The sequence below is a fragment of the Streptococcus infantis genome (assembly GCF_047463615.1).
Taxonomy (GTDB): domain Bacteria; phylum Bacillota; class Bacilli; order Lactobacillales; family Streptococcaceae; genus Streptococcus; species Streptococcus infantis_X.
Genome location: NZ_JASHDO010000001.1, coordinates 568,058 through 583,325 on the forward strand (window position 1 = coordinate 568,058; position 15,268 = coordinate 583,325).

Sequence of the window (15,268 nt, forward strand, 5' to 3'; positions counted from 1 at the left end):
AGTATAGCATAAAACTAGGGTACTATTTAACAGTATCCTAGTTTTATCCTAATTTTGATCAAGAATATGCCAACTCACTTTATAGGTTATGACTAAGTAAATTAGAAAGAGAAGAGCTGCCACTCCTAGATAGGTCATATCAATTGTGATAGTTGTATTGGCAAAGTTTTCAAAGTAACCTAATAAGGACTTGCTTAGAGAAACCGCTAATGGAACAGCAAGTAGCAAGGGAACAAAGAAGTAACTTATAATTTGATGAATAAGTATTTTCTTATTTTGTTTTTTCTTATTTCCCAATAGATATAAGATACGATAATCATTAATGCTGTCTAGTGCACTAGTTGAGATTTGTAGAGATAAAATGCTAAGTGAAATAATAATAAACACAACACTAATAAATATCAATACTAGTACAATGACTCCCATAAATCCTATATAAATCTCAGATAATCTCACCTTAGTTTGATAAGTAAAGTCACTTACTTCTGCACCATCTACTGTAAAGTAATGGTTTTCTACCCAATCTTTCAAAAAGGTTTCGATTTTTCGCTTATCAACATTTTCTTTATAGTTAACTACATAGGTCGTAAAATCTTCGTTCAAGCCTTGTACCACCTTATCTGGTACAACAAGAGTTCCTGAATCATTTAATCCTACCGAAGAAAGGAAATAAACAGTATCTAATGGTTTCGATGATGATAATTTTAAAGAATAACCGCCAATTACTAAGTCTTTCTTTTGTGTCAAAAACTCATGGATTTGTTTAATAGTTCCTTTGTAATTTGCATTTACTAGATAGCCATCATCAGCTAAGGTAATAGCTTTTTGACCTTGTAGCTGTCTCAGGTGATTATAAGTAGAAATTCCTAAAATACGGACTTTGCTATCACGCAACCCTTTGTCATGTTCCCATAACTGGCTGGTATCTATGATATCTTTATAAGTCAGTTCACTCGTATAAGTTGAATAAACATATTCATCTTTTATGACATCAAAATCAAAACCATCCGCTTTTAATCTATCTTTTACACCCTCATTTCCATAATGAAACTCACTACCTCTATATAAATTGATCTGTAAATCAAAAGGAGAATAACGATTTAACTCATGATTCATAGTTGTATAGGAGCTACCACCAAACACTAGTAAACTAAGAGCCAAAGTCAAGGTCAAAGACAGAACTGCCAACGTTACAGAATTACTGTCAGCTTGTTTGGAGAATTGCCGGATTTTAAATGAGTTTAATTTATTATAATAGAGGCAAGATACTCTCTTAACAACTCTAAGTAAGAAATGACTCAAGGTGTTGTAAAAAAGAATAACAAAGACAACTAAAACAGAGACTAATAAGACTCCCCAATTTTTCAAAATAGATAAATGATGATAATCAGAAAAATACAGACTTGCAGAGATGATAACAATACTTGAAATAATGAAAATCAACAGTTGAAGAACAGAGTTCTCTTTAATAAGTCGAGATTTTTTAACACCATTTTCTTGAATCAAGCTAATGATTTGTTTCTTTCTAAATGTTGAAACCTCCATCACACCAACAATCAAACTTGTTACCAAATAGGAGTAACCAAGAAGAGAAATTGATTTAGGATCCAAAAAGAATAAATTTCCAAAATAATTTGCCATGAAAAACTCAGAGGCAATATGAGCAAGCAAAACAAGCAAGACAAGACCAAAAGTAAATCCTAGAAGTAAAGCAAAGATGTTTACTAGCATGGTTTCAAAGAAGAGTGTTCCAATAATCTGGTGCTTTTTCATTCCAAGCGTTGCATAGAGTCCAAGCTCTTTTTTCCGTCTCCCTAAAACAAAATTCGTTGAGTAAACGATGAGAAAGGCGATGGCGCCTAGTATCAAGTAAGATAACAACCCCATATACTGGGACATAACTGTCGTCAGCATTTCTTTCGCACCCGATAAACTCTGCATGACAGGATGACTTGGAAGAGCATTAAAGGCGTACAAAAGACTATAAATCAAAGCAAGACTTAAAAAATAAATCGTATAAGTTTGTAAGTTTCTAAACACATTGCGTAAAATTAACTTTGGATACATAGCTCCCCTCCTATCTTGTTCGTCTGTATATTTCTTCTAGGTATAAGTCGTTTGATAGTCCATTCCTCTCAATATCATCGATAATCTGTCCATCACTGAGAAGAACCATTCGAGACGAATATTTAGCAGCAGCAGGATCGTGAGTAACAAGTAGAATAGTGATTCCAAACATTCGATTAATTTCTTGTAAGAGGGACATGAGATTTTCTGAGTTAGCAGAGTCAAGAGCTCCTGTCGGTTCATCTGCAATCAAGAGTTTGGAATCATCAATTAACGCTCTAGCTGTTGCGACACGTTGACGTTGTCCACCTGATAATTGATTTGGAAATTTGTTTTTTAAATTTTGAATAGCTAATTTACCCAAAATATCATTAATTTTCTCTTGATATTTTCTAATGGATTTTCCTTGAATTTGAAGTGGTAAAATTACGTTTTCATAAACTGTTAAGGTCTCTACCAGATTATAAGCTTGAAAAATATAAGAGATATTCTTAGCGCGATAATCAGCTAATTGGCTTTCTTTTGCTTGAATCATATCAAAATCTTCAAAAACAATACTGCCCGAATCAGGTTTATCAATAGTGGATATACAATTCAATAGAGTCGTCTTTCCACTACCACTCGCTCCCATAATGGCTAAAAATTCACCCTTATTTACTGAAAGGTAAATATCAGATAAGGCATGGACTAAACTTTCGCCTTCTCCAAATGTCTTATTTAATCCTTTTACTACTAGTTGTGGCATAATCGTTTCCTCCATTTCTTTATACAATTATTGTAGCTTGTAGAAAGATGTTTTTCATGAGTATTTTGTGCAGAATTGAGTTCTGATTGACGCTTCTTGTCTTTTTTTCTAAGGCACAATAAAAACCAATACTCCTCAAGAGCATTGGTTAGAAATAATAGTGATAAAACCAATCTATCTACTATTTTTATCATTACGTTTTTTCATAAAGTAGACAATACCAATGATGACTACTCCTAGTACAAGTACAGGAGCATAAAATTCAAGCGTTCCTATAATTCCTTCCATCGTATCCTCCTTTATTAAGGTTCAATAAACCTCTCTTAACCACACTCTACATTGACCTTGAAAGGTCAAACGAATGGCAGTTTGCAAACATGGGGCAGAATTCCCAATAAGTTCTTGATGACTAATTTCGTAGTCAAAAGTATCAATACCGTGATTTTCTTTTCTCATCTCTTCACATCTGTTAATATTTTTTTGTTCAATGTTGTTAATAATAAACAAAGGAAATCTATGTTTAGTTTCTAACAGTGAACATGATTTCTAGTACACTCATAAGAACATGTAAAGCATAGACTACATTTTCCAATCTAAGAGACTATCTCCTGAACTAAAAAATAAAAACCTATTCAACTGCTCTTCATACTAATATCTCACTAAAAAACTTCAGCTAGTTTTAGATATATCACACATAATGTATTCCTCCTTTTTTCCATAATCTTAACATATTTTAGAATATTTTAAATGAGTAATTTGTGCACTTTTTAAATATCTCTGCTATTTAGTTATACAAATTTTTCTTTATTTAAGCGATTAATCTATTGCTCTCTAAGTCTATCTGGATTCTTAACCCATTTTTTTAATCAAAATCTGGCAAGGATTTTTGGGTCCCCACAGTTGTGGAAAAATCTCTAACTTTTTAAAACCAAGACTGCGATAAAAGACATTTGTTCGGTCATAATCTTTATTAGAACCTTCTGCCACTGTTTTGACCTGCAGATAATCAACTTTTTTGCGAGCTTCACTCTCTAAAGTAGCAAGCAATTGACTCCCAATTCGTCTACCTTGATGAGCTTTTTTTACACCGAGACAATCAATCTCTGCACAATCTTCACTAGAATAGGACAAGCTCACAAAGCCAAGCAAATCACTCTCCTGATAGGCTGCCCAAACTTGCAGGTCCTTGGCTCCTTCTATGTAGGCTTGCGTGCTTTCTGGTATTCCAAACCATTCTGGCAAATCCTTTAAAATCTCAGCGACAGCTGCCATTTTTTGATCTTCATACTTGACTTCTTTAATTACAAACATCATAAGTTCCTTTCTTGATTTTAGTCCTACTTTACCTCTTACGAACCCGCACTTTCGTAGGCATCCAATCCCCTGTCCCAAAGTTTGAGGGAAATAACAAAGAAAACAAGGGAAATCAGAATCAAACCACCGATATTAAAGAAGACATCCTTGTCCTGCAAGAAATAGCTGGCAGGATAGTAGGCCGTAAAGGCGAAAGGCACAATAAAGCTAATTAACCAACGAAGGAGCGAATTGTAAATGGAAATCGGGTACTTGGCAAAATCATTAAACATATAAAAAATGTAAATCATGGCACCTGACTGCTTGGTCCAAAAAGCGATGCTGGCTGTTGCAATTTTCAAGGAAGTATAAATCAAGGTCGCAAAAGGAATACAAACTAGAAAAATCAGGAATTTGGGAAGAGTCCAAGCAATGCTAGTCGCCGTTGTCGCTAGTAAAATTCCACCGACCAAAAGTTCACCCAAGGCATCAATCTGAAAGGTCTCAACGAGGATGTGAAAGAGAGGATTGATAGGACGAGTCAGATACTTGTCAAATTCCCCTTTTCGAACTAGTCGTTGACCTAAAGCCCAGAGATTGTCAAAAAAGAGATGATCTAATCCCTTTGGAATTAAGGAAAATCCATAGATAAAGGCAATCTCTTGAAAGGTCCAACCTTCTAGCGAAGGGATGTGTTGAAAGAGTACATTAAGAAACAAGAGGTTCAGGCCTTGAGTCAGAAAGACTCCCAAGACACCAACCACAAAATCCACCTTGTATTCCATGATTTGCTTGATGTATTGTCTGATAAAAATCAGATGCATGCGTTGATATTTTTTCATCCTAACCTCCCTGAATGGTGATAAATGACTGGACTCGTTTCCAAATCAACTGAGACAAGCCCACCATCACTATAAGCCAGAAAAACTGAAGCAAAAGTGCTTGAAGAATCTGACTGGCATCGTATTTCCCAACAATAATCATGACCGGAGTGTAAATTAAGGATGAGAAAGGCAAGAAGGACAGAATATCTGAAACGATTTTCGGAAAGAAAGCCAAGGGAATTAAACTTCCAGACATAAAGGCCACTATTGAAGTCTTGAGTAGGTTGGAACCCCATAGATTTTTAAACACAAAAGCTGAAAATCCAAAGCAGATATTAAAGAAAAAGTTAATCAGATAAGCCAGAGTTAAGCTAAAGAGATAAAGGATAGTTAATCCCAGCACTTCTACAACACCTTGCCCAGATAAGATTTTCATCAAAACAATGACACTTAAAAATGGCAGTCCAACAGAGATAAAAATCAACCACTTGGAACCAAGCTCGGTGAAAAGATAAGAGGTCGAAAAATGGACTGGTCTCAGCAAGCGCATGATAATAGAGCCATCTTTTACCTCATCACCAATCGTAAAGGAGCTATCAGACCTGGTCAAAAGATTGGTCACAAAACTCATGATGATGTAGAGGGTGATATCCGCCATACTGAAGCCCTGAATCAAAGGCTCATGGGAGGAGTCAAAGACAGCCTTCCAGAGATAGAAAGCGACAAAAGCCCCCATGACATCACCAATCCGATAGAGAATAAAGTTAACTCGATAGCTAATCAACTCCTGAATCCCTGCATTGATAAAGGGTTTATAACGTCTCCACAATTTGACCATCTTAGAGCTCCTTTCGATAGAAGCGACGGATAATATCTTCAATATCCGTATCCACCATCTTCAAATCACGGACTTCAAAATCAGATAAGGTTTGCTTGATAATATCAGCTGATTGGTAGCGGGAACTATCAAATTCAATAGTTAGGTTGTTTCCTTGTCTATCAATGGACATATCCGAAAAACCTTCATAGTGAGAAAGGAGATGACTTTGACCTGGTAGCAGTTCAAAGGAAAGAGTCTTCATCTTGCCAAAGGTCTCCTTGAGCTGGCTAACCGTTCCATCAAAAATCTCTTGCCCCTTATCAATCATAAAAATCCGATCACAAAGTTGCTCAATATCACTCAAATCATGAGTGGTCAAGAGAATAGTTGTCTCTTCCTCTTGATTGATCTGAGTAATGGCCCGACGAATGTTATCCTTGACCGACACATCCAAACCAATGGTCGGCTCATCTAAAAAGAGAACCTTGGGATTGTGAAGCAAGGAAGCTGCAATGTCCGCACGCATCCGTTGACCCAGTGAAAGAGTCCGCACAGGATCCTTGATAAATTCCTTTAAATCCAAAACTTCATTCAAAAAGTCCATGCGCTTATGGAAAAGCGAGTCCGGTACATCATAGATCTCTTTCAAAACCGTGTAGGTCTCTTGCAGTGCTAAATCCCACCATAGCTGGGTACGTTGTCCGAAAACGACTCCAATATCCTTGACATAATCTTGGCGATTATCCTGGGGAATCTTGCCGTTAATCCGACAATAGCCTGATGTCGGTTTTAAAATTCCTGTCAGCATTTTGATGGTAGTTGACTTCCCAGCACCATTTGCCCCGATAAATCCTAAAATCTGCCCTTTTGGAACTTCAAAAGTTAAATCCTTGACCGCTTCAAAGGTCTGCTTTTCAGGATGAATAAAGGAGCGCAAAGCTCCCTTTAACCCCGGCTCTTTAACTGTCTTCACAAAATTTTTCTGAAGATGTTGCACTTCTATCATTGCCATATCTATCTCCCTATCGTAAGAAGCAACATTGTATTTTTGACTACAAATATTCTAAATCCTTACTTTCTACACCTTCTCAATATTATTACAGAAGGATTTATACCAACCTATTATAATCCAATAAATAAAGGAATGCAAGCGTTTGCTTATAGATTTTGAAATTAGAAATTTCTCTCTTATAATAATGCTTTTAAACAAAAATTCTGGTTTATTAGTTTCCTTTAAACACCAAAAACCTGCCATTAGTGGCAGGCTACGAATTGTAAAAAGGCAAACTATTTTGATCAATATGAATCACTATTTAATCAAAGAACTAATCTTTCATAATTCTTTTCACAATCCCATTTCTATCAATTAGAAAACAATCTGGAAAGGTCATCTGCTCCCATTTTTCATAATCAAAACTGGAATCAAAATGATGTAGTAGTATTCCTATCAAATTCCCGTGTGAACTAAGTAAAATCGTTTTTTCTGAGTATCTCTCTTCCAATTCCATTAAAAAATTTAGTACTCTAGCTAGTGCATCTTGATTTGATTCCCCTTCTGAAAGAGATTTACTGGGATTTTGCCATAAATATTTAATACTGTCTTCAAACTCAGAATCTTTTATAAAGGTTGAAGATAATTTTCGCTCCCGTAACCGATTATCAAGAACTATTTTATCAAATTGAATTGGCGAGCTATTAACCGTTTCAAATGCTCGTTTATAAGGACTAGAAAAATAATAATCAATATTAAAAGAATTCAAAAACTCTAATTGGTCAAGAGATGAAAATCCTTTTTCTGACAAAGTTCTATTAAAATCATCACTTGAAAATCTTGAATGAGCATGTCTAAGTAAAATATAAGAATTATTCATAAGTCATTACCTTTCAATTATTGTCATCAGTCTCAATGGATTTTTAAGCCCTCAATGACTCTTTAAAAAATCTTCAATCTGAGAAACAACTTCATTACTTTGATAATGATAGAGGTCGTGTGGTGCATCTATATAGATGACTTGAACATTCGGTTGACCACTAACAAATTTCTCTGCATAATGCTGCCATTCTGATTGGCTAAAGGTCGTGCCTTCACCATTAGAAACCATGAGTAAGGTAGGGATTTTCGGATTGATGCTAGAGGGAACTTTCTTGGCATTTTCCTTTGCCAAACGGGATTCATGAAGCATGGCTTGTGACATCAACTGCTTATAAGCTAGTAAATTATATTGTTGTCGTTCACTTTCAGTCAGCGTTGGATTTTTGATATAAAAGGACTCAGGGAAATAGCGTAATAAGCCAATCTTACTGCTCCAATAAGCCACAGTAAGCAAGGCCTGATTATCCTTTAAATCCTCATAACTTGATGGCAATGCCCAATCTAGACCAACCAAGGATTTCACTTCATCAGGATACTTCTCCTGCCAAGCCAGACTTTCAAGACTAGCCATGGAATGAGATATGATGATAAAAGGACCTGTGATATTTGCTTATGACAGAGCTTGACGAGTCTCAGACAAAACTTCCATCACATCTCTTGATTGATTACTATCCTCGCTATAACCATAGCCAGCCCGCTCTACGATGACTACCTTATATTTTTTTGATAAGGAATCCGACACATTCTTAAAGTCCAATATTGGAGAGGCAATTCCAGCACCTGAGAGAACTACTATTGTCTCTAGACCATCCCCTTCAACGTAAACATTCATTTGGTGTCCATTGACGAGAACAGTTTGCCCCACAGGTGTTAGTGAGGCTTGTTCCTTTACCAAACTGATGCGATGAAAGATAAATGTTGCCCCTAAAAATAAAAGAATGCAGCTAAGAAAGCCAAGACTCCATTTTTTCAGTTTTTTCATAGCATTATTGTACAAAAATTAGACTCTTTTAGCAACTTTAGATAGATTCTTCCCCATTATATTTTCTATAGTTTCAAACACAAAAAACCCACCCAATGGGTAGGTCAGTTTGTTAAATAAGCTAAAAATATATCTATTGTAGTTATCAAAAGTCTAAAAACCTAATCGTTCTTGATCCCAATTTCCATACTCATCGTATCCAAATCCATCAGGATCCATCGCATCAATACCACATTGTTCTAGAAATCGACTACAATCTTTACAATAATAAATTCCATCAATATGGTCACTACCATCCCAATCGAGTTCTCTCTTTGTGAACTCTCCACCGCATTCTTCACATGTATATAATTTTGACATAATTTAATTCTCCTTTAAAATTCAAAAATATTATCAGATGAGATACTACTTTTTCTACCACATTCCTCACACTTCCAAATATATTTATGATCAGAAAAACCAGTTTGAGAGTTTAAATGAGCTCCACAGTAATCGCAAAACCAATCAACATCAGGAAATCTATCTGTCATTTTTTCTCCTTTTTTATTAAATTTATAAAATGTTTAAAGTAAAGTTTCTTTTATGTTATACAAAATAGTCTAAATATAGTATTCAGCAATAATAACTTTCAATCTCTAAATATAAGTTTAAAATTATTATCAAAGTATATAGACGTATTTATTAGATAGCAAAAATAGATTAATTAAGAATAAAACAATTTTTTATTTTCTTCCTTGAATCTTTGTTTATCTTCAACAGTGCCACCCCTAACAAAATTTTTTTCATTTCTACGATAAAGATGAGTATCCGGGCTTTTTCTCTCATCAGGATAATGATGATTCATAGTTTGATTTTCTTGTACCAGTTCAGAAAAAGTTGAATCAGCTGGTGTTTGGATTCGCTCTGTATCTTCAAAATCATTAGTCCATTTTTGATTAAGCGCATTTTTATTAGTCAACAAACTTATAGAAACCAATGTAATTATAGAAATAAGTTCAGGATGTTTTTCTACAAAATTTAGACACTTTCTCCCGGCTTTATGTATGTTATTACCTGCAGATTTTGATATTCTTTTTGTTCGGTCTAAAACGATTTGTGCTCGTGTTTCGATTCTTTCCATATTGATTTTCATTTTTTCCCTTTTTTCCGATTTCATCTTACTTTTATTGAATTAACTACAATATATGAATTAATTAATCCGATTTTATATTTTTTGTTCAGTATTTTTGCACCTTCTAAAACACTTAATTCACTAGTCTCTAAAAAATCTATTTCTGATCCTTTATTGTTTATCAAAAAGTCCGTAAACTTTTTTGTAATTATGTTCTTTCTAACCAATAGAAAGATACACAAAGAAATTAACAATAAGATAAACGCCAATTGAATATCCATAAAAACACTCCTCTTATTTAGATAAGCATAGTATAGTACAATATTTTTATCTTGTCAAGAATTTTATGCAAATGTTTTATTTTTGTCTTCGTAAAATATTTTATCGTAGACAACTATTTAAATTTTATTTTATTTTTGTTATAATAGAAATAGAAAATTATAGGTAAGAAGATATGTTAAAAGAAAAATATCCATCAACAGAAGATACAAGAGCAATTCTACAAAATAACTTAAAAGCTATTCGAGAGATTTTGAATTGGACAATTCCAGATCTCAGCAATCTTATAGGAGTTACTAAACAAACCATCAGAAATCTTGAAACTCAAAAAAGTAGATTAACTAAACTCCATTATATTGCATTACGTACCGTAATAGATTTTGAAATTGAAAATTTAAAAACGACAGATCAAGACAGAGCTGATAGAGCAGAGTTGTTGCTAAATTTTTTTGATGAATCAGAAAAATATGCGGTGTCTGAGAATAAATCAGTAGATTTTGAACAAATTAGTGAAGCATCTTCGTTAATTGCAACCGCCTCTACTGTTAAAAATGCTTCTAGAATCATTGGTTCACTTGCACCAATTATTGGGGCAACAGTTGTTGCAGCCTTAATGAACTCAAAAGACAAGAAATAATATTTATTTTGTAAAAATAAAAAAAATAAGCAAAAAACGAACAATCATCTAATCGTTTTTCGCTTATTTTTTGTATTACAATATTTACTGTCCAAACACAAAAAACCCACCCTCAGGGGCAGGTTTCTGTTTTATAGGGTTAAGCTAGATTAAGCTTTACCTTCTGAACCGAATACGTCGATACGTTCTTCAACTGATGCTTGGATAGCTTTTACACCGTCAGCCAAGAATTTACGTGGGTCAAAGAGTTTCTTCTTGTCGTATTCTGCTTCGTTTGCTTCGTAGTCACGAGCAAATTTACGAGTTGCGTTAGCGAATGCGATTTGGCATTCAGTGTTAACGTTAACTTTAGCAACACCAAGTTTGATAGCTGCTTGGATTTGCTCATCAGGAATACCTGATCCACCGTGCAATACGATTGGGAATCCTGGAAGAGCTTCTGTCAATTTTTGCAAGTGGTCAAGGTCAAGACCTTCCCAGTTTGCTGGGTAAGGACCGTGGATGTTACCGATACCAGCTGCCAAGAAGTCGATACCAGTTGCAACCATTGCTTTAGCGTCTTCGATTGGAGCCAATTCACCTTTACCGATGATTCCGTCTTCTTCACCACCGATAGTACCAACTTCAGCTTCTACTGAGATACCTTTAGCGTGTGCTTTTTCAACAACGTCTTTAGCCAATTTAAGGTTTTCTTCAACTGGAAGGTGTGAACCGTCAAACATGATTGAAGTGTAACCAACTTCGATACACTCAAGTGCATCTTCGTAGTGACCGTGGTCAAGGTGGATAGCTACTGGTACAGTGATACCCATTGATTCTACAAGGTTAGCGATCAAGTTGCGAGCAACTTTGTAACCACCCATGTATTTAGCAGCACCCATTGAAGTTTGGATCAAAACTGGAGCTTTTTTAGCTTCTGCTGCGCGCAAGATAGCTTGAGTCCACTCAAGGTTGTTTGTGTTAAATCCACCAACTGCATAACCGTTGTCACGAGCTGCTTGGACAAATTTTTCTGCTGAAACGATTGCCATTTTATCAGGCCTCCTGTATATTTTTATGGGACATCCCATTTACATTGTTCATTTTATCACTTTTTCACAAAAAAAGCTAGTTTTTCCCGTGGTTTCGATTGAATTTCTTCTATTTTCAGATATGTAAACCTTTTCCCACTTGGTCTACTCCTTGTTCTAAGGTAGGTTCATGTAAAATACCAAGTGATCATCATGTCTTTCAAATCGATAGTCAATTTCTTCGTTTTCTAATAAACTTTTAACTACGAATAGTCCCAAGCCAGCTCCCTTGCTTTGTCGACTAGAGGACGTGAAGGATTGTTCAAATTTATCTTGCTCCTCAGGTGTACAGGCGTTCTCTATAAAGACCCAACTATCTTTTGATCCAATTTTCAGATAACCACCTTGAACAGAGTGTTTCACAGCATTACTGATAAGATTGGAAAGAATCAGCTTTAGTACCGAAGGATTTAGATAAGTTTGTTGGTCAGTCAGTTGATTCACAACTGAGATTTCCCTCTCTTTGGCTAATAAATCATAATCCTTTAGGAGAAAATCTGTCATTTCAAGAAGGTTGATTTGTTCTTTCTTATCTCGCAATTCTTGCACTGAAGAAAGAGATAAGATTTGCTGGACATGGTGAGTTAAATCATCCACAATACCCAAAGAAACTCCCAGATAACGGTCCCGATCTTTATAGCGCCCAATATTGGCTTTCATATTCTCCAGAAGAATCTTTAGACTAGCTAGAGGCGTTTTCAGTTCGTGGGAAGCTCCTCGTAAAAACTCAACCTTCATTTTTTCTAGTTGGAGGATGGCCTCGTTCTTTTCATGCAAATCTGCAATCACCGTCAAGAGATGCTGATAAAGGCTATTGATTTGTTCTTTAAGATCGCCAATTTCATCCTTAGAATCCACGCGCAATCTCACTTCTGCATCCAAATCCATCATCCGTCGAGTCACTCGTTTGATTTCCAAAATAGGGGCAACAATGGTTCTAGCATAGATAAAGGCGATGAGAAGCGAAATGATGAAAGACGCTAATAAAGTATAAGGCAGAAATTGAAGACTGATGTCTTCTGCTTCTTTCTGCAAATCCATAGAAGCTAAAAACTGCAAGGTCATGGTCTGACCATCCTTAGTTTGAACTTCTCTTTCCTCAATAACCAAGGAAGCCGTTTGTCGTTGTTTATCAATGGGAAGATTATCATTGACTTCCAACTTATCCTGAGTCATCTCTCCCTTAATAGCTCCCTTGATATCACTGCTTTGAGAATAAAGATCAAGGACTTCCTGGATAGTTTGACTGTCCTTTCCTTGGAGGGATTGTGCAATTTCGGTAGCCTTGAGGCCTATGCTCTCCTGACGGTGACTGAGATAGGTCGATGGAAAGAGGAAATAGATGGCCAAATGCAAACAAATGACCAAGGTAGAAAATACCGAGAAGGTATAGATAAAAATTTTTTTAAATAAACCTGAACGTCTCATTTTCTCTCCAATTTATAACCAACATTGCGCACGGTAAGAATACAGCCTAAATCCAATTTTTTCCGTAGTTCCTTGATATAGACATCAATCACTCTGTCAAAAGGGACCTCATCTGTCATCTTCCATACAGCATCGATAATCTGCGACCGTGTTAAGGCTCGACCTTCATTTCTAACCAGATAGTCTAAAATTTCCAGTTCTTTTGCATTCACTGCAACTTCTTGACCAGCCACTTTAGCACTATAGCTGTCAAAGTCTACCTGGGTGTCTCTATAGGTAAAAATACGACCAGTATCATAATAACGTTTAAAGATGGCATCCACTCGTACTTTTAACAAAGATAGGGAAAAAGGCTTTTCCAAATAACCATCTGCCAATGCAGCAAAGGCACTCATCTTATACTCCTCATCCTGAAAGGCAGTTAACATCAAGACCGGAACTTGACTGCTTTTACGGATTTCTGACAATACTTCTAAACCATTAAGTTTGGGCATTTGAATATCTAGGAGAACCAGGGCAACTTGATGATTTGAAAATTGTTCTAAGGCCTCAAGGCCATCTGCTGCCTGAATAGTTTCATAGCCACAATCCGTCAAATAATCACTAATTCCCTCGCGGATCATGTCTTCATCTTCTACAATTAGAATTTTCATATAAATCCTTTTCTATCAAAAATGCTACCTATATTATATCTCATTTGAATGAGAATAGGTAGCATGATTTTTATTCACTATCTATCAAAAGTTCTTTTGGTTGTTTAAAGAGGAGATTGCTTGAAGCAAGTGCCATAACTAATACTACCAATACCAAACCAAGTACAAAGATGATGGCAAAGTCTGAAGGTTGTATAGAAATATTCAGACTTGAAAGAGTCTTGCTAAAGCCGTCAACTTCTGCACCACCACCAAGATTAGAAGCTTGGGCTGCCTTACTTGCCTGCTTAGCCACATCTGATGTGACATTTGCAAGAACTGTGTTCCCAATAGCACGAGCTGTATAATTAGCTAGGAAGTAAGCTGAAATGAGTGCTGGAATTGCAATCATAACTGCTTCTGTGATAAATTGTCCAAGAATACTTGCTTGTTTTAGACCAATGGAAAGGAGAATTCCAACCTCTTTACGACGGGCGTTAATCCATAGTGTCAGTAAGAGAGCCAGTAGAAGAACAGAGAAGCTCAAGCTACCCCAGAAGAGAAGATTAGCCATCTTGTACATGCCTGAGATAGATTGTTCGAGGGCAGGATAGTTAGATGAACTCTTAATCAAGCTATACATCTTCCAGTTGATGCCGTTGATAGATCCTAATTCTTGCATGACAGTATCTAGATTCTTATCTCCAGCTACAAAGAAGGTAGCATCTCCATAAATAGCTGTATCTTCTGTATAACCATAGAGTTGGGCTGCTGTGTGAATATCTGTGATAGCTGTATTCTCATAGAGTTCTTGTGAGTAGGTTACAGCAGATTTGTTGTGTCCATCAAAAAGTCCTTTGATCGTTACTTCTACTGTTTCCTTGGCTCCTTTTTCATTATCTGCATCGTAGATATTGGAGTTCAGTTTGACCTTGTCCCCTACCTTCCAGCCATGTTTAGCAGCCAAGTCTTTGTGCATGAGAATCTGGTATTTGTCATCGTTTGTTAAATGCTCACCTTCGACCAGTTTGTAAGAGCCTGACACAAATTTGTCTTCTTTAGCCGAATCATTAACTCCTGTGATCATCAAGCTACTTCCAAAACGTTGAGCTCGATCTGCAGTTAGATTTTTCTTGGTTTCAGGCGTTTCAATCAGTTCATAGCCTGTCAAATCACCTATAGCATTGATCCGTTTGATGTAGGATTCAATGGCCTTATTCTCAGTAATTTTTTTAATATCTTCACCCTTGATATTCCCCGCACCACGTGGAGTTCCTTGATTGACCCTGCGGTTGATTTGCATGGAGAAACTATTGGTGATATTTTTAAAGGTTTCTTGAGAAGCCTTGGCTGTCGCACCCTTGATAGACAAGCCGACCAAACTCAAACTAGCCATCAAGAGAATGATAAGAAAGATCACAAGCGACTTGAAAAATTTTCTTGTGACATAGGCAAATGCGTTGTGTAACATAAGATTCCTTTCTAGATTTACTTCCGTTTTTAATAT

The 15,268-nt window shown here is 36.0% G+C and carries 16 protein-coding genes and 1 pseudogene; 1 reads left to right on the forward strand and 16 read right to left on the reverse strand.

Annotated elements, in window-relative coordinates; all coding sequences use genetic code 11:
- Positions 1 to 48: 48 nt before the first annotated feature.
- From QM874_RS02805 to QM874_RS02860, 12 genes and pseudogenes are all read right to left on the reverse strand, one after another.
- Positions 49 to 2,067, reverse strand: coding sequence for an FtsX-like permease family protein (locus tag QM874_RS02805; RefSeq protein ID WP_414316127.1), 2,019 nt, complete (start codon positions 2,065 to 2,067; stop codon positions 49 to 51).
- A 10-nt stretch (positions 2,068 to 2,077) separates the two neighbouring features.
- Positions 2,078 to 2,812 carry an ABC transporter ATP-binding protein gene (locus QM874_RS02810; protein ID WP_414316128.1) on the reverse strand — a complete coding sequence of 245 codons (735 nt, stop codon included), beginning with the start codon at positions 2,810 to 2,812 and terminating at the stop codon, positions 2,078 to 2,080.
- 849 nt (positions 2,813 to 3,661) lie between these two features.
- Positions 3,662 to 4,123, reverse strand: coding sequence for a GNAT family N-acetyltransferase (locus tag QM874_RS02815; protein WP_414316201.1), 462 nt, complete (start codon positions 4,121 to 4,123; stop codon positions 3,662 to 3,664).
- A 38-nt stretch (positions 4,124 to 4,161) separates the two neighbouring features.
- Positions 4,162 to 4,947, reverse strand: coding sequence for an ABC transporter permease (locus tag QM874_RS02820; RefSeq protein ID WP_371499069.1), 786 nt, complete (start codon positions 4,945 to 4,947; stop codon positions 4,162 to 4,164).
- Between the two features lies 1 nt (position 4,948).
- Complete coding sequence (locus QM874_RS02825; protein WP_414316129.1) at positions 4,949 to 5,767, reverse strand: ABC transporter permease; 819 nt, start codon at positions 5,765 to 5,767, stop codon at positions 4,949 to 4,951.
- A 1-nt stretch (position 5,768) separates the two neighbouring features.
- Entirely contained in the window at positions 5,769 to 6,761 is a 993-nt protein-coding gene (locus tag QM874_RS02830) for an ABC transporter ATP-binding protein (protein ID WP_414316130.1), read from the reverse strand.
- Positions 6,762 to 7,074: 313 nt separating this feature from the next.
- Entirely contained in the window at positions 7,075 to 7,620 is a 546-nt protein-coding gene (locus QM874_RS02835) for a histidine phosphatase family protein (protein ID WP_268718269.1), read from the reverse strand.
- A gap of 51 nt (positions 7,621 to 7,671) precedes the next feature.
- Positions 7,672 to 8,604 (reverse strand): annotated as a pseudogene (locus QM874_RS02840) (alpha/beta fold hydrolase).
- A 153-nt stretch (positions 8,605 to 8,757) separates the two neighbouring features.
- Positions 8,758 to 8,964 (reverse strand): hypothetical protein, encoded by a 207-nt coding sequence (locus tag QM874_RS02845; protein ID WP_414286783.1) that lies wholly within the window; start codon positions 8,962 to 8,964, stop codon positions 8,758 to 8,760.
- A gap of 14 nt (positions 8,965 to 8,978) precedes the next feature.
- Complete coding sequence (locus QM874_RS02850) at positions 8,979 to 9,134, reverse strand: Sec23/Sec24 zinc finger-containing protein (RefSeq protein ID WP_414286784.1); 156 nt, start codon at positions 9,132 to 9,134, stop codon at positions 8,979 to 8,981.
- 173 nt (positions 9,135 to 9,307) lie between these two features.
- A complete protein-coding gene (locus tag QM874_RS02855) occupies positions 9,308 to 9,760 on the reverse strand; it encodes a hypothetical protein (protein ID WP_414316131.1) in 453 nt (150 codons plus the stop codon).
- Entirely contained in the window at positions 9,757 to 9,996 is a 240-nt protein-coding gene (locus QM874_RS02860) for a hypothetical protein (RefSeq protein ID WP_414286786.1), read from the reverse strand. Before QM874_RS02860 ends, QM874_RS02855 begins: the two co-directional genes overlap by 4 nt.
- Before the next feature lie 173 nt (positions 9,997 to 10,169).
- Here QM874_RS02860 and QM874_RS02865 point away from each other — a divergent pair, with 173 nt between their 5' ends.
- Positions 10,170 to 10,631, forward strand: a complete 462-nt coding sequence (locus QM874_RS02865) for a helix-turn-helix transcriptional regulator (protein ID WP_414286787.1) — start codon at positions 10,170 to 10,172, stop codon at positions 10,629 to 10,631.
- 149 nt (positions 10,632 to 10,780) lie between these two features.
- Here the strand turns inward: QM874_RS02865 and QM874_RS02870 are convergent, their stop codons facing one another.
- From QM874_RS02870 to vex3, 4 genes are all read right to left on the reverse strand, one after another.
- Positions 10,781 to 11,662, reverse strand: coding sequence for a class II fructose-bisphosphate aldolase (locus QM874_RS02870; protein WP_033688381.1), 882 nt, complete (start codon positions 11,660 to 11,662; stop codon positions 10,781 to 10,783).
- A 156-nt stretch (positions 11,663 to 11,818) separates the two neighbouring features.
- Positions 11,819 to 13,129: a sensor histidine kinase VncS gene (gene vncS, locus QM874_RS02875; protein ID WP_414316132.1), complete on the reverse strand. Its 1,311-nt coding sequence runs from the start codon at positions 13,127 to 13,129 to the stop codon at positions 11,819 to 11,821.
- On the reverse strand, positions 13,126 to 13,782 hold the full coding sequence (gene vncR / locus QM874_RS02880) for a response regulator transcription factor VncR (RefSeq protein ID WP_414316133.1): 657 nt from the start codon (positions 13,780 to 13,782) through the stop codon (positions 13,126 to 13,128). The genes vncS and vncR overlap by 4 nt, the downstream gene beginning before the upstream one ends.
- A 70-nt stretch (positions 13,783 to 13,852) precedes the next feature.
- Positions 13,853 to 15,232, reverse strand: a complete 1,380-nt coding sequence (gene vex3, locus QM874_RS02885; protein ID WP_414316134.1) for an ABC transporter permease subunit Vex3 — start codon at positions 15,230 to 15,232, stop codon at positions 13,853 to 13,855.
- Positions 15,233 to 15,268 lie beyond the last annotated feature (36 nt).